Source organism: Nonomuraea rubra (assembly GCF_014207985.1).
GTDB classification, from domain to species: Bacteria; Actinomycetota; Actinomycetes; order Streptosporangiales; family Streptosporangiaceae; genus Nonomuraea; species Nonomuraea rubra.
Genome location: NZ_JACHMI010000001.1, coordinates 2,213,961 through 2,231,160 on the forward strand (window position 1 = coordinate 2,213,961; position 17,200 = coordinate 2,231,160).

Here is a 17,200-nt window from a genome sequence, read left to right on the forward strand (position 1 = left end):
CCCTCAGACCTCCGTGATGTGCACCCGTTCGCCCTGCTGCCCGTAGATGGCGATCGTCTCGGCCGGCAGGTCGTCCCGGGCGTTGCCGATCCAGTGCGCGGTGCTGGTGTCGAACTCTGCCGCCTCGCCCGCCGTCAGCACCGTCCGGGTGCCGGTGAGGACGAGCTGGACCGACCCGTGCAGCACGTAGAACCACTCCCGGCCGGGGTGCCGGTGGAACTTCGGTGGCGGGAGCTGCGAAACGGGGGGATAGATCACCTTGTACGCCTGCACGCCCCCCGTCTTCACGCCCAGCGGCACGAACGTCAGCCCGTGCTTGGTGAAGGGCCGCAGGTGGACCCGCGGATCGCCGATGGCCGGGGCCGCGACGAGCTCGTCCAGCGGCACCGCGTAGGCGCGGGCGAGCGGCAGGAGCTGTTCGAGGGTGGGGCGGACGTGCCCGCGTTCGAGCCGGGAGATGGTGCTCGGCGTGAGCCCCGTGCGTTCCGCCAGGTCGGCGAGGGTGAGGCCGAGGGCCTTGCGGAAGTGCCGCAGCCTCGGGCCGACGCTCTGCAGGACCGCTTCGTCTTCCGTCACTGGCTGACCACCTCCCACCCGGACAGTTCTTGCAATGCTGCAAAAAAGTGTGCCGAACTGCAAGTCCGCAGCTCAAGCTGGGTGCATGACACTGATGCGAAGCCGACAGCGCCTGCTTCTCGGAGCCGGCGCGCTCACCCTCTCCCTCGCCGCGGGCGGTGCCGCCGGATGGAACGTGCTCGACGCGGCGCCTCCCGCCGCCGCCGCCTCGACGCCCTACGGTCCGGCCACCTCGTACGACGCCGCCACCAGGCACGACGCGGCGTTCAACGCGACGTTCAAGCACCGGTTCGCGACCGTCCGCGGCGTGCGCATGCACTACGTCACCGGCGGCAAGGGGCCGGCGCTGGTGCTGCTGCACGGCTGGCCGCAGACCTGGTACGAATGGCGGAAGGTCATGCCGGCGCTCGCCGAGCGTCACACGGTCTACGCCCTCGACCTCCCCGGCCTCGGCGACAGCCAGGGCCGCCCGGCGAGCTTCGACAAGAAGACCCTGGCCGGGTACGTCCACGGCCTGCTGCGTGACCGGATCGGGCTCGACCGCTTCGACCTGGTCGCGCACGACCTCGGCGGCGGGGTCGGCTTCCAGTACGTCTCCCGGTTCCCCGCGCAGGTGAGGTCGTACGTGCATCTGGACTATCCGCTCCCCGGGCCGAAGCTGCCTGCCGCGCAGTACCGGACCTTCTCCTGGCACATGGCCTTCAACAGCCAGCAGGCCGTACCGGAGCGGCTCGTCGACGATCCGGGCGACGTGCGCGACTACCTCACGGCGTTCTACCCGCAGGTCGCCTACGGCGGGGCGGCGTTCGGCGGCACGAGGACGCGGTCGCCGTTCACCGACGCGGAGGTCGACGAGTTCGTCCGCACCTACAGCCGCCGGGACGTCCTGCGCGCGGGGTTCGAGCTCTACCGGACCCTGGACGAGGACGAGCGTGACAACGTCGCGGCCACCCCGGTGGACACCCCCACGCTCCTGCTCACGGCCACCGGCTCGCTCGCCGCCACCCGGCCGTCCGTGGCGCCGCTGCTGCGCAACATCACGCGCGCGGCGGAGATCCCCGAGTCGGGGCACTGGCTCGCGGAGGAGAACCCCGAGGCCGTGGTGCGGGAGATCCTCGCGTTCACGGCCGAGTGACGGTCAGGGGGCGTCAGGGGGTGGGGTCGTGGTGGTCGAGGGGCGGGGCGCCGGACCAGGACGGTAGGGGTTCGCAGCGCCGTCTCCACTCCGGCGGCAGGTGGCCGGACTCGGCGGCGCCGACGATGCCGCCGACGATGGCGCACGTGGTGTCGACGTCCCCGCCGGCCGCCGCCGTCGTCCACATCGCCGCCTCGTGATCGTGGCGATGACGGGCCGCCACCCACAGCGCGAACGGCACCGTGTCGTGCGCGGTGACCTGCCGGCCGTTCCCGAGCATCCGGGCGGCCAGCGAGGGGTCGCTGATGGTGAGCAGTTGCCGGGCTTCGGCGAGGCCGTCGCGGACCAGGCTGTCCGGGACGTGCTCGCTGACGCGATCGAGGAAATGCCCGGCGGGCAGGCCGGGCTCCGTCGCGGTCACGGCCGTCGCCACCGCCACGGCCACGGCACCGGCCACGGCCTCGGGGTGGGTGTGGGTGACCTGGGCCGACAGGGTGGACTGGCGGACGGCCTCGGCCAGGTCGCCGGCGAACCAGGCACCCAGCGGCGCCACCCGCATGGCCGCGCCGTTGCCCCACGAGCCCCTGCCGTCGAAGAGCCCGGCCGACAGCGCCCGCCAGTCGCCTCCCTCGCGTACCAGCCGGAGCAGCCGGTTCGTCGCCGGGCCGTAGCCGCGGTCGAAGTCGTGGCGGGTGGCGAAGCTCGTGGCGAGCGCGTCCTGGTCGATGGTGCCGTGATCGGCCAGGACGCGGTAGACGGAGCAGGCCATCTCGGTGTCGTCCGTCCACTGCCAGGGGGCCGGCGGGAGGAGGCGGGAGTCGAGGGCGTGACGGTTGGCCGGGACGAAGAACTGGGAGCCGAAGGCGTCGCCGAGAGCCAGGCCGTGGAGGGAGGAGGCGGCCCGGGCGAGGAGGTGAGCTGACATCGCTCCCCATTGTGGAGGACGGGCGGCCTCGCGTGCGCGGGAGAGCCGCTCGGGCCGCCGGTCAGCTGATCAGCCTGGTGAGCGCGGTCGCGGCGGCGGCGATCACGACGATCCACAGGGTGGGGACCTTGAGGCGCCAGGCGACGACGGCCGCGGCCAGGCCCGCGAGGCGCGCGTCCAGCACGACGTTCCCGTCCGGCGAGCCCAGGAGCTGGGTGACCACCAGCATGGCGAGCAGGGCGGGCGTGAGGAGGCCCACGAACCCGGGGAACCAGCCCGGCAGGCGCCTGCCGGCCGCCACCACGGGCCCGAACGCCTTGAGCAGCAGCGTGACCAGCACCAGGCCGGCGACGGACGCCCACGCCAGGGTCGCGGTCACGGGCGGCGCCAGGTCCACCACAGCGCCGCGGCGCAGACCCCGAAGATCGCCCAGTTGACGAGCCCGGTGGCCAGGAAGCCGATCGAGAGCAGGCCGCCGGCGGCGGCGACCGCGCGCTGCTCGCCGGTCTCCAGGTGGGAGGTCAGGAGCAGGAAGAACAGCGCGGGCGAGATCGCGTCGAAGCCGAACCGTTCGAGGTCGGCGCCGCTGAACGGCCCCGCCGCGCCGATCGCGGTGCCCAGGCTCCACGCGGCCCAGAGCACGAGGCCGGAGCCCATGAGCCGCGCGTAGTCGAAACCGCCGCCCGGTGTCGCCGCGATGGCCCACGACTCCTCGATCACGAGCTGGGAGTCGCGCGCGCGGCGGAGCCTGCCGCCGCGCAGCGCGGGCGAGATCGCGAACCCCATGACGAGGTAGCGCAGGTTCAGCAGCGCCCCGGCCAGGACCGCCATGAGCAGGCCGCCCCCACCGGCCATGACAGAGACGGTCGCGAACTGCGACGACCCCACGAACGTGAGCGACGACATCAGCACCGTGGCGGCGAAGGGGTATCCGGCTCCCTTGGCCAGCACGCCCAGCGAGACGCCGAAGGCGAAGACGGGGACGGCGAACGGGACGGCCGCCCGCGCCCCGCCCATCAGCGGCCTCGCCGCAGGGCTGACCTTCAAGACCGCACCAGCTTCGCGTAGGCGTCGGCGAGCGTCCGGGTGACCTCGCCCGGCCGGAAGGCGAGCGTCCGGGTGACCTCGCCCGGACGGGAGGCGGAAGCGTGGGTGAGGCCGCCGATCGACCGGACCGGCTGCACCTCGTACGCGGTCCCCGTGAGGAACACCTCCGAGGCCGACTCCAGCTCGCCGACCGGGATGTGGCGCTCGACGACGCGGATCCCGTAGGAGCGGGCGAGCCCGATGACCACCCTGCGGGTGATCCCGTCCAGGAAGCAGTCGGGTACGGGGGTGTGCAGCTCGCCGTCCACGACGAGGAAGAGGTTGGCGCCCGTGGCCTCGGTGAGGTGGCCGCGGTGGTCGAGCAGGAGCGCGTCCTGCGCCCCCGCCGCCTCGGCCTCGTTCCTGGCCAGGGTGCCGATGGCGTACTGGCCCGCCCCCTTGGCGCGGACCGGCGCGCACTCGGGCGGCGGCCGGCGCCACCGCGAGACGTGCAGCGAGATGCCGTCGAGCTTGGCGCCCGGCTCGAAGACCTCCGGCCACTCCCAGGCCGCGATGGCCACGTGGGCCGAGGTGCCCGGCGCGCCGATGCCCATCGTCTCGCTGCCGCGCCAGGCGACCGGCCGCAGGTAGCCGTCCACCATGCCGTTCCTGGCGGCCAGCTCCGACGCCGCCCGGTCCAGCTCCGGGACGGTGAACGGCAGCACGCAGCCGAGCTCGGCGGCCGAGGCGACCAGCCGCTCGGTGTGCTCGGTGAGCCGGAAGATCTTCGACCCGTACACCCGGATGCCCTCGAAGACGGAGCTGGCGTAGTGCAGGGCGTGGGTCAGCACGTGCAGGGTCGCGTCCTGCCAGCGGACGAACTCGCCGTCGAGCCAGATCACGCCCTCCCGATGAGCGAAGTCCCCCGTCATCGGCTCACCACCCTGCCCACGAGCCCGCCCACGAGCCCGCCCACGTGCCCGCTCACGAGAGCGTCGACGAGAGGCCTGTCGGCGTAGGCGTACCCGTCGAGCTCGTTCACCGCGCGGCCGTCGTCGCGGGGTGAGGCGTAGTAGATGCGGATCTCGTCGATGAGCCCGTCCTCGGTGAAGCGGTAGAGCTCCGCGCCGCGCAGCACCTTGCCGAGACCGGGCTTGAGCCCGGTCCATTCCGCGACGCCGATCCCCGCCTCGGTGTCGGCGAACACCTCCTGGACCGTCCAGGAGGAGCCGTTGGCGCGGACGTCCGCGCCCCAGCGCGCCAGCACCGCCTCGACTCCGTGGATCGGCGGCCCCATGCCGGCGGGCAGGTAGTGCACGGCGTCCGCGGTCAGGCAGCGCCTCAGTTTCTCCTCGCTCACCTCGTTGCACCCCTCGAAGTAGAGCCGAATCGCGGCGATCATGGCGTCGCGGTCCCGGAAGGCCATCCTGGGCATCTCCTTCACAGCTCGCCTGGAACGAAGGTCAGGGGCGGAACGCGGTCGATCTCGGCCCGCGACCGCAGCAGCACCCGCTGCTCCGCCGAGAACACGAAGCGGTCCCCGCCCTCCGGGTCCTCGGCGAGGAACTGCCGTACCAGCGCCTTCGCCTCGGCCTTGTACTCGTCCGGTGAGTTCACCCTGCGTTCCAGGTCCTCCATGACGTCCACGTACTTCTGGACCGCCTGGATGATCGCCGCGTGGGAGAACGTGCGGTGGTCGCCGGCGGTGCCGATCGCGCCGTGCTCGCGCAGCCACGAGTAGAGGAAGACGCCGGTGCCCGAGTCGAAGTTGCGCGTGGCGTCGTCCGCGAGGGGATAGCGGAAGATCCGCTCCAGCAGGATCATGTCGATCTGCTGCTCGGCGTGCGGGACTCCGCCTCCCGCGCACTGCAGGATGGTCTTCGCGTCGACCTTGGTCTCTTCGAGCAGGCCGACGAACCAGTTCATCTTCAGCGAGATGTTCTGGTCGAACGGCCAGCGGCCCTGGTAGTGGAAGTAGTCGTGCAGGTAGCCCCACGTGGCGCGGGCCTCGTAGCACTCGTCCGGGTCCAGCCCGTACGATCTCAGGTCGCCGGGCCGGCAGCCGAGCACGGAGACGGCGGCGGGAATCGCGTACGTCTCGTGGATCTTCCGGAACTTGCTGAAGAAGAACATCGCGTACGCCTGCGCGGTCACCCGGTCGCGGGCCGCGACGTTCTCCGGGAAGAAGACCAGGCAGTTGCCCTCGCGAACGCCCTTGCTCGCCGCGTGGAGCACCATGGACTGGCAGTTGTTCTTCGGATGCGGGAACTTCTCGCCCAGGTCGTGGAAGGTCACGGGTTCGCGCCGGCGGGCGAGGAAACACTCCATCCGGCGGCCGACCGGCGGCGTGGAGTTCGTCGTCTGCACGGGGGCGAGGAAGAGCGCGAGCTCGCCTTCCGCCGGGGAGCGCAGCGCGTCGCGCGAGCGGGCGAAGTCCGGCGGCTCCGACAGCCCCGCCTCGAGCCAGCCGGCGACGTCCAGCGCCAGCGCCTCGGCCTGATGCGGCAGGCCGAGGTCCAGGTAGACGGCGGTCGCCTCGTCCCTGATCCGGGTCAGCAGGCGCGTGTCGTCCTCGTCCGGCCCGGTGAGGCTTCCGTCGAGCTCCTGGCGGTCGCGGAAGGCGTCCACCAGCGGGATCACCCGCCGGCCGAGCACGCCGTTCAGCTCCGCTACGTCATCCGGTCTCATCCCCGTCCTCCCTGGCCGTCCGGCATCACCTGGTGCACCGTGAAGATCATCGGTACCGGCCCGAAGTCATGGATGATCTTCAGGTTCCGCTGCCTGGCCGCGACGATCGTGGTGATGCAGCCGTCGGCCAGGCCGTCGGCGCAGTCGATCGCGGCCTGGGCGTTGCTCAGCACGATGCGTTTGTCGGTCTCGTCGGGCACGAGGCTGGACGGAGCCTGGTGGGTGGCCACGATCTTCGGAGTCGTGGTCCCGCTGCTGGCCAGCACCATGTTGTGCGTCGGCATCAGAAAGCTGTCGATCATGTTCAGGGCGGCGAGGTTGGAGAAGACCAGGGTGTGCAGGTCCGGGTAGACCGCGCAGGCCAGCAGCGCGTGCGTGCCGGTTCGCGGGATCAGCGGGATCGCGCTCTCCAGGCTCGCGTGCAGCACCACCTCGCCGCCCCCTTGGGGGGTCAGCCATGCGTGCGCGGCCGCCTCCAGGTTGGTCCCGCTCGGACCGAGGGTGTGCACGTGGGTGATCGGCGTCCGAGCCGTCGTGTTCAGGGAATGCATCGCAAGGCTCCAGGTGTCAGGCTCGCCACGTCAGAACACGGCACCCGCGACGGACGCCCTCGCCCAGCTGTCGTGCTGCCGCAGCAGCTCCTCGTGCAGCCGGGGCTCGCTGTCGTACGCGCGCAACGCCAGGTGCTGCGGCAAGGCGTGCTTGACCAGGACGTCGGCCGCCGCCTTGCGCGCGTGCCAGCGGGCCATCGGCTCGGCCGGCGGCAGCAGCCTGGCGGGCACCTTCTGGCCGAGCAGGATCGTGTCCACCCCCGCCAGGCCGTAGAAGGTGGGCGAGGTCGCGTCGGCGAACCCGCGCGCGAGCGGGTCGCGCAGCCGCAGGGGCGCGCCGGAGGCGTACAGGTCGAGCAGGGGCTGCATGCCCGTGACGTCGGCGCCGGCCCGCACCTCCTTCCAGAAGGGCGTGTCCAGGCGGGTGTTGAACTTGTAGTGGATCGCCAGGAACCAGCGGATGGCGTCCCACCGGTCCGCCAGCGCCTGGTTGACCAGGTCGCGGGGGCACGGCTCGGACCAGGACGAGGGCATCAGGTTGACCAGCGCGATGATGCCCCACGTGATCATGAGCAGGCCGCTGGACTCCAGCGGCTCGACGAAGGCGTAGGAGTTGCCGATGCCCATGACGTTGCCGCGCCAGGCCTCGGCGTGCCTGCCCGAGCGGAAGCGTACGAACTTCGGCTCCGTCACGCCGGGGAAACGTTTGGCCAGCTCGTTCGCCGCGTCGTCGTCGGACAGCGCGGAGGAGGCGTAGACGTAGCCGAGGTGGTCGCTCTCCCGCGTGGGGATGGCCCAGCACCAGCCCGCGTTCATGGTCCGCGCCGTCGTGTACGGCTTCAGCCGCCCGCCGTGCTCGACGTTGCCCGTCACGGCCGAATCGGTGTAGAGGCTGCTGCCGTAGCTGTGGAACGGCGTCTCCAGCGCCTTGCCGAGCAGCAGCGAGCGGAAGCCGCTGCAGTCAACGTAGAGGTCGAAGTCGAGCTCCTGCCCATCGCCGGTGCGCAGCCTGGAGACCCACCCGCGCTCGTCCAGCTCGACGTCGGCGACCTGCGCGGCGAGGTGCCGCACCCCGCGCTCGGCCGCGAGCTTGGTGAGGAAGGCCACGAAGCGCCCGTTGTCGAGGTGGTAGGAGAAGGCCAGGTGGTTCATCAGCGACACGATCCGCCCGCCGACGTCGAAGACGGGCGTACGGCCCGCCGTCATCATCAGCGACTGCACCGTCGCGGCGTTGATGTCGCCCTGGGCGGCCAGCGAGCCGCGAATGCCGACGGAGTTGGTGTCCCAGTCGAACGGCGCGGCGAACCCGTCGGGGTCGGGCCCCCAGTCGAACTTGATGCCCAGCTTCCACGTCGGCCGGACCTCCCGGTACAGGTCCATGGGGTCGACGCCCAGGTAGTGGTGGAGAAAGGTGACCATCAGCGGCGTGGTCGACTCGCCGACGCCGATGATGGGCACCACCGGCGACTCGACCAGCGTGACCTCCAGCCACGGCCGCTTGGCCTTCAACGCGAGCGCGGTCAGGTAGCCGGCGGTCCCGCCGCCGATCACGCCCACCCGGCGCACGGCGGCGTCGTCCCCGGGCCGCGGCCGGCTGATCCCGGTCGCCAGGTGCTCGGCGCCGACGGCGAGCGGGCGCGGGGTCAGCGCGTCGCCATGGCCGAGCCACGCGCGTACCGCCGCGGCCTCCTCGGACGGCAGGCCGGCCGCGAGCGCCTCCAGGCTCGGGCTCGTCATCATGGGACTGCTCCTTTACTGATCATGGCGGAACGCCAGGACGAACGGATCCAGTCGACGAGGACGGCGATCTCGACGTGGCTCTGCCGGTTCGAGCCGCCCCTCTCGTGGGCCAGGCGGGTCTGCTCGGACCACTCCCGCCTGAGCAGGTCGAGGCTGTCCAGCAGGGGCGGCGGCAGCGGCCGTGGCCGCCCGGCGTGCCAGACGGGGTAGCCGTCCCACGAGCCGACCGGGAGGGGCGCGGCTCCGGACAGGGCGAGCAGCGCCTGGTGCGTCGGGCTCGCCGCGCGCGCGGCGGGCGGCCTGGCGGGCACGCAGATCACGGTCAGGTCGGTCGTCGCGCGTGCCCCGTCGCGGTACTCCCGCAGGTAGTGCTCCAGCAGCAGGCGGCGGTCGAGCGCGTCCAGCGGGGAGCCGACCTCCCGCAGCCCCGCCGCCCACGGCTCGGCCAGCACGCCGGGCGGCACGGTCAGCCCCGCCTCGTGCAGCACCGAGACGAACACCGGTCCCGCCACCCGCAGGTCCTCGTGGCGGAAGGCGAGCGCGAAGTGCAGCGGCGCGGGCACCTCGCGGCCGTCCAGGCGCAACGCGTGGCTGATCACCCGCAGGTGCAGGTCGTCGATCCCGCCGGCCTGGGCCAGGCGCCGCATCCGGCCGGCGAGCCGCCGGGTCATCAGGTGCCTGTTGACGTTCGGCGGCAGCGGGGGCGGCCGCCGCGCGACGGCGGCCGGGTGGTAGGCGCCGGGCGGCCGCTCGGCGCCCAGCGACTCCACCGCGGCCGGGTCCCGCAGGGACACCTCGCGGACGAGGACCCCGGTCACGGAATCTCGGGCGGGTAGGGGACGGAGTCGAACCGGACGTCCATCTCGTCCGGGCCCACGCCGCGCCACTGCCGGAAGAGCCGCCGCCGCACCCTCGGCTCCAGCGGCGGGTTGACCGTCTCCGGCTTCGGCTGGGCCACCGACTGGGCCGCCCAGCCGAGCCCGATCATCGGGTCGATCGACGTCCACGCCCTGGCGTCCACGTCGAGCAACGTCATGGCCCTGGCGATGGCGTGCCACAGGTGCCAGTTCACCGCCGGCTCGCCGTTCGGGCCGGTGTTCATCATGTGGACCTTGCCGCCGTCCGGCATCCGCGGGTCGTAGCAGGTGCCCTCGCCGAGGTAGTAGAAGCCCTCGTCGAGCCGGCTGTGGCGGTAGTAGCGGTGCAGCACGCCCAGCTGCAGGCCGGACAGCAGCGCCAGCGCGTCGCGGGCGGGGGCGAGCCGCTCGACGAACTTGTCCGGGTAGGTGCCGTACTGCCTGCTGCCCCGGTAGAGGTAGAGCACGCCCTCGATGGAGCCGCCGGCGACCGCGCCGACGGCCTGGTAGGCGGCGACGACCTCGGGGGAGGGCTGCAGGTAGAAGTCCTGCTCGTAGACGTACCACAGCTCGTTGGCGCGCCGGTCGCCGTGCATGCCGGGGACCGGCGGCAGGTGGTGGCCCAGCGTCCCGGCCTGGTCGTCGTCCGCGCGGGCCGGCTGGACGGCGAGCGCGCCGGCTCCGACGGCGGCGCCGGCGACCAGCGCCGCCCGCAGGGCCTGGCGGCGGTTGATCTGCGTCATGGGTGCCTCACTTCTCTGGCCAGGGCGAGCAACAGGTGCTCGGGGGAGTTGAAGCCGGCCTCCTCCGCCCAGGTGGCGAGGTCGGTGTCGATCGACAGCCCGCGCTCGCGCGCCAGGGCGGTGGGGTCGGCGCTGAACAGCAGCTCTTCTTCGATCTCCGCGGCCTCGCCGGCCTCGGCGGCGGCGCGGGCCCACGGCTCGTACTCGTCGTCCCAGCGCAGCCGGTCGATGACGAGCCGGGTGCTGCGCTCGACGTGACGGGAGTAGAGCAGCCACCGCCACAGCAGGCGGCGGCGCGCCGCGCCGGCGGCCAGGTCGCGGAACCCGTCGTGGTCGAGGTGGTTGCGCCGCAGCCACGCGGCGAAGGAGTCGTCGGACGTGTGGCCGTGCCTGATCCGCCAGCGCTCGATCTCCCTGCCGACGTCCTCCTCGGCGGGCTCGATGCGCAGCAGGTCGGCCAGGACCAGTACCAGGCCCCGGTCCAGCGCGGCGGCGTTGGCGGTGGCGGCGTCGCGGTGCCACAGCTGCGCGGCGTCGGCGATGTCGGCCAGCGCGACCTCGCGCCCGTCCACGCGCACCCGGCGCTCGCGGTCGTGCAGCGTGTCCAGCCCGGCGGTGCGGAACACCGGCTCGCCCGGCGGCCTGGGCGGCGGGGGATCGGCGGCGAACGCGGCGAGCACGTCGAGCAGGGCACGGGCGTCGTCCGCCTTGGCGTCCACCGGGTGCTCCCGCCAGAAGGCGTCGAGCGCCGCCACCTCGGCCGGGCCCGCCCCCGAGGCCCGCAGCCGGTCCAGCACCGCCCGCCGGCAGCGGTCGGGGTAGTAGAGCGCCTTGGCCTCCCGCTCGGCCAGTTCGCACAGGCTCTCGGGCAGTCCGGCCGCGCGGGCGGCCAGCAGCGTGGCGCGGATGTTGACCATCGGCTCCGACAGCGGCACGTAGCGGCCGTCGTCGTGGCTGTAGCGCAGCGCCACCTCGTCGTCGTCGGTCAGGCGGCCGCAGGCGTACTGCTCGAAGACCGTGCCGACGCCGACCATCCCGTACCGTTCGAGCTCCGCCGCGCGCAGCGCGCCCATGCTGGAGGCGCCGAAGACGTGCACCCCCCGCTCCAGCGCGAGCAGGATCTCCTTGTGCCACACGGATCGGGCCTGGTGGAACTCCCCGTCGATCAGCCCGATGGCGGCCGGCGGGTCGTCCAGCAGGGACACCAGGTCGGCCTGGCGCGCGGGCGGCAGGTACGTGGCGCCGGGCAGCAGCCGGCGCGCCTCGTCCAGAGGCAGGCTGGGCCCGAGGAAGACCGCGACGCTCATGCCGCTCTCCTGGCCCTGCGCCCCGGCGCGTAGTTCTCCATGCGGTAGCCCTCCAGGCCGGGCACGACCACCTTGACCACCGAGACGGGGAAGTGCGGCGTGCTCAGGTCGACGGCCACCACGCGCTCCAGGCCGGCCGCGCGCAGCCGGGCGAGCAGCGTCCTGATGTCCTCCTCGAACGTCGCGCCGGACCGCGAGAGCGGGTCGGGCCGCACGGTGCGCAGGTCGCCGGCGCCGTCCTGCCACTCCCGCCAGCGCTCCATGCTGACGCGCCTGGCCAGGTCGCGGTGGCGGTAGATGTCGTCGCGGGACCCGGCGATGATGACCGTCCTGGCCTGCGCCGCCTCGGTGATGGCCCGCGACAGGGCGATCTCGGGGTCGAGATGCGCGCCGTAGCCGGTGAACGTGCCGGAGATCAGGCCGCTCTCGTCGACGACGTGCGCCATGTAGACCGGAACCCCGGTGTCGAGGGTGCAGTCGAAGACGATGGCCCTGGCCTTGGCCGCGGCCAGCCGGTCGAGCAGCGGGACGACCGAGGGGAAGGCGACGGCGTCGAGGTCGAACAGCGGCGGCGGGGTCCCGTTGCGCCAGCGCTCGGTGTGGCAGGTGACCGCGTCCCGCTCGATCACCTCCAGCAGCCCGGACAGCAGCGCTTCCGCCAGGGTGTTGCCCGAGGCCAGGCCGTTGGAGGTGACCTGGAAGGAGAACAGGTCGAAGACGCGGGCGTGCCGGTTGCCCATGTGGATCATGGAGACCGGCAGCGCCACCTCGGCCGCGCCGGCCAGGTCCCAGCCCCACGTCCACAGGTAGGGCCAGTCGTGCGGGAACGGGGCCGACCTGGCGAGCGGCAGGTCGGCCGCGTCCGGCACCAGGTGCTCCGCGCGCATCTCGGCGTAGGAGCGCCTGACGGTGCGCGGCGACCACTCCACCTCGGCGTGGTGCAGCTCGATCGACTCCATCGCGCCGGAGACCAGCGCGGCCGCCGTCGTGAGCCCCTTGCCCGAGCTCACGCTGAGCACCCGGCCGTTGGGGCGCACCGCGAGCGTGACCGGGATGCCGAGGCTGTCCAGGCCGGTGATGTCGGCCAGCCTGGTGATCCCCGCGCGCGGCAGGTACGTCCTGATGCGGGCGAGCGTCTCCTCGGGTGGAACGGTCCGCTGAGTGCCGTCCGAGTAACCCTTCGCGGTCTCCCCGGAGAGCACCGACGCCAGTTCCGTGGGGGACATCGCTGCGGGCGGCGGTGACGTGCGGTCCGTCATGGACGTGGCTCCGGCGGCAGGACGGCCGCGCCGAGCATGCGCCCCGCCCACGCGGGCGGCACGCCGGTGGCCAGGGTGAGCATCGCCAGGGCGGCCCCGAGATCGCCTTCGAGGAAGGAGTGGTCGCGGTGGAAGCCGCCCCGCACCAGGTAGTGCAGCGGGCCGTCGGCGCGCTGCTGGTGGATGTAGCCCGACCAGTGGTGGACGAAGTCGGCCGCCTCGGGCGGCTCCCACTCCGCGCGCGCCGCGCAGCCGAACCACACCAGCCCCGCCGCGCCGTGGCACAGGCAGGCGTCCATCACCTTGGCCCGCTCCGGCGGCCGGGTGAGCGCGGCCCGCGCCACCGCCCGCGCCTCGGCGGCGACCTCGGCCGACCCGGTGGCGCGGGCGGCGACGGCCAGGGCCATGGCCGTCCCCGGGTCGCCGTAGCACCAGGCGCTGCGCGAGGGCTCGTACCGGCTCTCGACCGAGTGCGGGTAGACGGTGCCCTCCAGCGGCCGGCGGTGGTGCATCAGCCAGCCGAGCGCGGAGCGCAGCAGCTCCTCGCCGCGCTGGGCGGACGGCAGCCCGCTCATGGCGAGCGAGGCCAGGAAGGACACCAGCCCGGCGCTGCCGTGCGCCACCCCCAGGTCGCGGTGCCCGACGACCTCGGGCCGGGTGCGCAGCCTCGCCTCGTACGGCGCGAGCCGGACGAACAGGCCGTGCTCGTCGTGCTCCGCCCGGCTCTCGACGACCGTGACGAGCTGCGCGGTCATCTTCTCCCGCACGGCGGGATCGGGATGGGACAGCGCGTAGACGCCGAGCCCCAGCAGGCCGCTGGGCAGGTCCACGTCATGGTCGTCGGGGAAGTTGGTGATCCAGTCGAGGATCATGCCGTCGAACCTGTCGAGGCCCTTGAGCTGCATGCCGGTGTACCGGGACAGCTGGAAGGCGGTCCAGCCCACCTGGGCGACCCCGCCGAACAGCCACGGCTCCACCCCTCGGAAGCCGCTCAGCAGGTCGAGCGCCTCAAAGAAATGATCACGCGCGGAAAAATCCTCGCCAATGGCCCGTTCGAACTCGAGCGCGGCCAGCGAAAGGTCCAGCAGCAGCACGATGTTGGGCGTTTCCTGAATACCCGTCCGGGCGTCCGCGTAAATCAATCGAGCTAATTCCAGGTCGCGCAAGGTTTTCCCCTCTCAGGCAATGCACGGGATCGGGCACAACACTCGCCATTGATGGGAAGGGGGAGTGTGATGTCAAGAGAGCGATGCTGAAATGCCTGGTCAGATGCGGTCTCGTGTCTCGCCGGCGGGACGTGGCGGGCACGGGGAGGCGAAACTCGCGATAGTCCGGGGCTATTGCCCGATCCGGTTGCCTGGCTTAAAGTCCTCGACTGTGCGGCCGAGCCGGCCGCGCCAATCCAGAAGCAGAGGAGGTGAAATCAAGATGGCCAAGGCTGAAATGATGGGCGACGTTCTCGACCTTTCCGTGGACCTGGAGGTCTTCTCCACGCCGAACGGTGGCGAGCAGGGCGTTCTCACGTCCGTCCAGGAGCCGGTGGCGGGTGGCTGGACCACCTCCACCACCTGCTGGACCTGCCCCTGGACGTGTGACTACTGCAACACCTCGGAATGCACCTGCTAGTCAGGCCGCACCAGTCGGGCGGTGTCGCGACCGTGACGCGACACCGCCCGCGCTTTAGGAGGCCCCCGTGGCACTGAAGGTCCCCGGAGCCAGACGTTCGGCTCCTGCCAACATTATCGACGCTCTGCGGCTCAGCCGGGAGGCCAGTCCTGGCCTGTTCTGGCTCGTGGTCGTCGCGTTACCGGCGGCCGAGGGGTTGCTCGCGCTCTCGCTGCTGGCCGTCTTCCGCGGCGGCGCCGATGCCTTTCTGAGCAACTCGTCAGTGCCCGGGGAGACGGTGGAACGCATCATCCCGTGGCTGGGCGTCGCCATCGTGCTCACGCTGTTCATGATCTTCATGGCGAACAGCAGGCACACCGTCCAGGAACTGCTCCTGGACCGGGTGCGGCAGTTCAGCGCCCGCCGCATGCACCGGGCGATCGCCATGCTGGAGCTCGTCGACTTCGACGACTCCCAGGTGCACGACCGCATCAGCAGGGCGGAGGCCACGGCCGACTTCAAGCCGCGCCAGGTGGTGCGCGGCATCACCGCGCTGATCGCCAGCGGTTTCCAGATCGTGGTGTTCACCGGGATGCTCGTCTTCCTGCAGCCCCTGCTCCTGCCCATGATGGCGCTGGCCGCCGCACCCGTGCTGCTGGTCTCGTCCAAGCTGGCGGGCCAGCAGTTCGGGTTCTTCCACGCGGTGACCCCGCTGGAACGGCGGCGCCGCTACGTCGGCTGGCTGATGACCTCCCGCGAGCCGGCCGCCGAGGTGCGCTCGTTCGGCCTCATGCGGGACTTCGCCAGGCGCTACGACGAGCTGACCGACGAGCGCTACGCCGAGCTGCGCCGCATGGTGCGCGGGCAGTGGCGCAACCTGCTGGTCAGCCAGGTCTCGTTCGGCCTGGTGCTGACCGCGGCCGTCGGCCTGCTCGGCTGGTTCTTCGCCAGCGGCCGCATGGACGTGCCGACGCTGCTGACGACGGTCGTGGCGCTGAGCAGGCTGGTCAGCGCGGTCGGCGGGCTGGGCGGCCCGATGGCCGAGCTGTCGGAGGCCGGGCTCTTCCTCGGCGACCAGGCCGCCTTCTACGACCAGCTCAAGCGGGCCGAAGAGCTGGAGCGCGGCCGCGCGCTGCCCGAGCGCCTGCGCGAGCTGCGCGTACGCGACCTCACCTTCCGCTACCCGGGCGCCGAACGCGACGCGCTCGCGGGCGTGGACATGACGATCGGCGCCGGACAGCTCGTCGCCTTCGTCGGGCCCAACGGCTCGGGGAAGACCACCATGGCCAAGATCCTGTCCTTCCTCTACCGGCCGGGCGACGGCACGGTGAGCTGGAACGGCCAGGACATCGCCGGCCTGGACCACAAGGCGCTGCGCGACCACGTCACCGCGGTCTTCCAGGACCACATGACCTACCACTTCAGCATCGAGGAGAACGTCTCGCTCGGCGACCTCGCGCGTGCCGGCGACCACGCGGCCGTCACGGGGGCGATCGAGGCGGCGGGCGCCGCGGAGATGGTGGCCAGGCTGCCCGCCGGGGCCGCCACCGAGCTGGGCCCCGAGTTCGGCGACGGCACGTCGCTGTCGGGCGGGGAGAGCCAGCGCCTGGCACTGGCCAGGGCGCTCTTCAGGGACCGCGAGCTGGTCATCCTGGACGAGCCGACCTCGGCGCTCGACCCGGTGGCCGACCACGCGCTGCTGCGCGACCTGCGCGGGCTGCTGCGCGGCAGGACCGCCGTCGTCATCTCCCACCGCTTCTCCAACGTACGGCACGCCGACCAGATCTTTGTCTTCGACGGAGGGAGAATCGTGGAGCAGGGATCCCACGAGAGCCTGATGCTCGCCCGCGGCCTCTACGCCGAGATGTACTCGCTCCAGGCCGACGCGTTCGCCGAGGAGCCGGCGTGAGGCCGCCGCTCGGGCTCATCGAGTACCTGGACCTGGCGGGCATGGCCGCCGCCAGGCCGATCCAGCGCGTGGCCTTCGAGGCGGCCCTGCTGGCCGACGACCTCGGCTACCGCCGCGTCTGGGTGCCCGAGCACCACGGCGTCGGCTCGCCCAGCCGCAGCCCGCTGCACACGGTCGCCGTGCTCGGCAGCCACACCAGCGGCATCCGCGTGGGCACGGCGGTCACGCTGCTGCGCCTGCGCGATCTCTACCTGACCGCCGAGGACCTGTTCACCGTCGCCGGCTTCTGCGGCGACCGGCTGGACGTCGGGCTGGGCAGGGGCACCGTGGGGCCCAACTCCGATCTGCTGCGCCACCTGCTCAAGGACGACGACGCGCTCGACAGGGACGTGCGCGAGCTGGCCCGCATCCTGCGCGACGGCTGCGAGCTGGTGGAGCCGCTCGGCTCGCCGTACGAGCTGTGGCTGCACGGCACGAGCGGGCGGTCGGCGGTGATGGCCGCCGAGCTGGGCGCCTCCTACTGCCACGCGCTGTTCCTCAAGCCCGATCTCGACGTGTGCCTGCGGGCCATGGACGACTACCGCTCCGGCTCCTCGCCGGGCACGACGGCCGTGGCGCTGGCCGTGGCCGCCAACACCGACCCTGCCAGGGCACTGGCGGACGCGCGCAGGCAGCCGTTCGCCGTGACCGCCGGGTCGCCGGAGGACTGCGCGGCCACCGTGCTGAACGCCCTGCGCATGTCGGGCGCCGACGAGGTCGTCATCGCCGAGACGTCGAGCGATCCCGACGACCATTTCAGGGCGTTGAAGGAGATCCACGCGATCGTGTCCGCGGCCACCACCGGGCAGGCGGTGGCCACGGCCGGGCTGGAGCGCTGAG

Annotated in this window: 18 protein-coding genes; 4 read left to right on the forward strand and 14 right to left on the reverse strand. The window is 72.4% G+C overall.

Annotated features, from left to right (window positions below; genetic code table 11):
• Positions 1-3: 3 nt before the first annotated feature.
• On the reverse strand, positions 4-576 hold the full coding sequence (locus HD593_RS10115; RefSeq protein WP_185101920.1) for a helix-turn-helix domain-containing protein: 573 nt from the start codon (positions 574-576) through the stop codon (positions 4-6).
• Between the two features lie 85 nt (positions 577-661).
• Here HD593_RS10115 and HD593_RS10120 point away from each other — a divergent pair, with 85 nt between their 5' ends.
• A complete protein-coding gene (locus HD593_RS10120; RefSeq protein WP_221524702.1) occupies positions 662-1,711 on the forward strand; it encodes an alpha/beta fold hydrolase in 1,050 nt (349 codons plus the stop codon).
• Positions 1,712-1,724: 13 nt separating this feature from the next.
• Here HD593_RS10120 and HD593_RS10125 read toward each other — a convergent pair whose 3' ends face one another.
• The 13 genes from HD593_RS10125 to HD593_RS10185 all read right to left on the reverse strand — a co-directional run bounded on the left by HD593_RS10125 (position 1,725) and on the right by HD593_RS10185 (position 13,901).
• Positions 1,725-2,636 carry an ADP-ribosylglycohydrolase family protein gene (locus HD593_RS10125; RefSeq protein ID WP_185101921.1) on the reverse strand — a complete coding sequence of 304 codons (912 nt, stop codon included), beginning with the start codon at positions 2,634-2,636 and terminating at the stop codon, positions 1,725-1,727.
• 61 nt (positions 2,637-2,697) lie between these two features.
• A complete protein-coding gene (locus HD593_RS10130; RefSeq protein ID WP_185101922.1) occupies positions 2,698-3,015 on the reverse strand; it encodes an AzlD domain-containing protein in 318 nt (105 codons plus the stop codon).
• Complete coding sequence (locus HD593_RS10135) at positions 3,012-3,683, reverse strand: AzlC family ABC transporter permease (protein ID WP_185101923.1); 672 nt, start codon at positions 3,681-3,683, stop codon at positions 3,012-3,014. Before HD593_RS10135 ends, HD593_RS10130 begins: the two co-directional genes overlap by 4 nt.
• Entirely contained in the window at positions 3,680-4,594 is a 915-nt protein-coding gene (locus HD593_RS10140) for a branched-chain amino acid aminotransferase (protein WP_185101924.1), read from the reverse strand. Before HD593_RS10140 ends, HD593_RS10135 begins: the two co-directional genes overlap by 4 nt.
• Positions 4,591-5,088, reverse strand: a complete 498-nt coding sequence (locus tag HD593_RS10145) for a nuclear transport factor 2 family protein (RefSeq protein ID WP_185101925.1) — start codon at positions 5,086-5,088, stop codon at positions 4,591-4,593. Before HD593_RS10145 ends, HD593_RS10140 begins: the two co-directional genes overlap by 4 nt.
• Positions 5,089-5,102: 14 nt before the next feature.
• Positions 5,103-6,350, reverse strand: a complete 1,248-nt coding sequence (locus HD593_RS10150) for a DUF6421 family protein (RefSeq protein ID WP_185101926.1) — start codon at positions 6,348-6,350, stop codon at positions 5,103-5,105.
• Entirely contained in the window at positions 6,347-6,901 is a 555-nt protein-coding gene (locus tag HD593_RS10155) for a bacilysin biosynthesis protein BacA (protein WP_185101927.1), read from the reverse strand. Before HD593_RS10155 ends, HD593_RS10150 begins: the two co-directional genes overlap by 4 nt.
• A 30-nt stretch (positions 6,902-6,931) precedes the next feature.
• Entirely contained in the window at positions 6,932-8,641 is a 1,710-nt protein-coding gene (locus tag HD593_RS10160) for a tryptophan halogenase family protein (protein ID WP_185101928.1), read from the reverse strand.
• Entirely contained in the window at positions 8,638-9,459 is an 822-nt protein-coding gene (locus HD593_RS10165; RefSeq protein WP_185101929.1) for a hypothetical protein, read from the reverse strand. The genes HD593_RS10160 and HD593_RS10165 overlap by 4 nt, the downstream gene beginning before the upstream one ends.
• Positions 9,456-10,241 carry a twin-arginine translocation signal domain-containing protein gene (locus tag HD593_RS10170; RefSeq protein ID WP_185101930.1) on the reverse strand — a complete coding sequence of 262 codons (786 nt, stop codon included), beginning with the start codon at positions 10,239-10,241 and terminating at the stop codon, positions 9,456-9,458. Before HD593_RS10170 ends, HD593_RS10165 begins: the two co-directional genes overlap by 4 nt.
• Positions 10,238-11,548, reverse strand: coding sequence for a TfuA-like protein (locus tag HD593_RS10175; protein WP_185101931.1), 1,311 nt, complete (start codon positions 11,546-11,548; stop codon positions 10,238-10,240). The genes HD593_RS10170 and HD593_RS10175 overlap by 4 nt, the downstream gene beginning before the upstream one ends.
• Positions 11,545-12,807, reverse strand: coding sequence for a YcaO-like family protein (locus HD593_RS10180; RefSeq protein WP_185101932.1), 1,263 nt, complete (start codon positions 12,805-12,807; stop codon positions 11,545-11,547). The genes HD593_RS10175 and HD593_RS10180 overlap by 4 nt, the downstream gene beginning before the upstream one ends.
• Complete coding sequence (locus HD593_RS10185) at positions 12,804-13,901, reverse strand: lanthionine synthetase LanC family protein (protein ID WP_312903417.1); 1,098 nt, start codon at positions 13,899-13,901, stop codon at positions 12,804-12,806. Before HD593_RS10185 ends, HD593_RS10180 begins: the two co-directional genes overlap by 4 nt.
• 334 nt (positions 13,902-14,235) lie before the next feature.
• On the opposite strand from HD593_RS10185, the gene HD593_RS10190 reads away from it, so the two are divergent.
• The 3 genes from HD593_RS10190 (at position 14,236) to HD593_RS10200 (ending at position 17,199) form a co-directional block, all read left to right on the forward strand.
• A complete protein-coding gene (locus HD593_RS10190) occupies positions 14,236-14,433 on the forward strand; it encodes a hypothetical protein (protein WP_185101934.1) in 198 nt (65 codons plus the stop codon).
• 67 nt (positions 14,434-14,500) lie between these two features.
• Complete coding sequence (locus HD593_RS10195; RefSeq protein ID WP_185101935.1) at positions 14,501-16,321, forward strand: ABC transporter ATP-binding protein; 1,821 nt, start codon at positions 14,501-14,503, stop codon at positions 16,319-16,321.
• A complete protein-coding gene (locus tag HD593_RS10200) occupies positions 16,318-17,199 on the forward strand; it encodes an LLM class flavin-dependent oxidoreductase (protein ID WP_221524703.1) in 882 nt (293 codons plus the stop codon). The genes HD593_RS10195 and HD593_RS10200 overlap by 4 nt, the downstream gene beginning before the upstream one ends.
• Position 17,200 lies beyond the last annotated feature (1 nt).

What these genes read in the sequence shown, in the direction of transcription:
- HD593_RS10160 (WP_185101928.1), bottom strand. Translation starts at nt 8,641, where the DNA reads ATGATGACGAGCCCGAGCCTGGAGGCGCTCGCGGCCGGCCTGCCGTCC.
- HD593_RS10175 (WP_185101931.1), bottom strand. Translation starts at nt 11,548, where the DNA reads ATGAGCGTCGCGGTCTTCCTCGGGCCCAGCCTGCCTCTGGACGAGGCG.
- HD593_RS10125 (WP_185101921.1), bottom strand. Translation starts at nt 2,636, where the DNA reads ATGTCAGCTCACCTCCTCGCCCGGGCCGCCTCCTCCCTCCACGGCCTG.
- HD593_RS10150 (WP_185101926.1), bottom strand. Translation starts at nt 6,350, where the DNA reads ATGAGACCGGATGACGTAGCGGAGCTGAACGGCGTGCTCGGCCGGCGG.
- HD593_RS10170 (WP_185101930.1), bottom strand. Translation starts at nt 10,241, where the DNA reads ATGACGCAGATCAACCGCCGCCAGGCCCTGCGGGCGGCGCTGGTCGCC.
- HD593_RS10190 (WP_185101934.1), top strand. Translation starts at nt 14,236, where the DNA reads ATGGCCAAGGCTGAAATGATGGGCGACGTTCTCGACCTTTCCGTGGAC.
- HD593_RS10140 (WP_185101924.1), bottom strand. Translation starts at nt 4,594, where the DNA reads ATGACGGGGGACTTCGCTCATCGGGAGGGCGTGATCTGGCTCGACGGC.
- HD593_RS10155 (WP_185101927.1), bottom strand. Translation starts at nt 6,901, where the DNA reads ATGCATTCCCTGAACACGACGGCTCGGACGCCGATCACCCACGTGCAC.
- HD593_RS10180 (WP_185101932.1), bottom strand. Translation starts at nt 12,807, where the DNA reads ATGACGGACCGCACGTCACCGCCGCCCGCAGCGATGTCCCCCACGGAA.
- HD593_RS10120 (WP_221524702.1), top strand. Translation starts at nt 662, where the DNA reads ATGACACTGATGCGAAGCCGACAGCGCCTGCTTCTCGGAGCCGGCGCG.
- HD593_RS10145 (WP_185101925.1), bottom strand. Translation starts at nt 5,088, where the DNA reads ATGGCCTTCCGGGACCGCGACGCCATGATCGCCGCGATTCGGCTCTAC.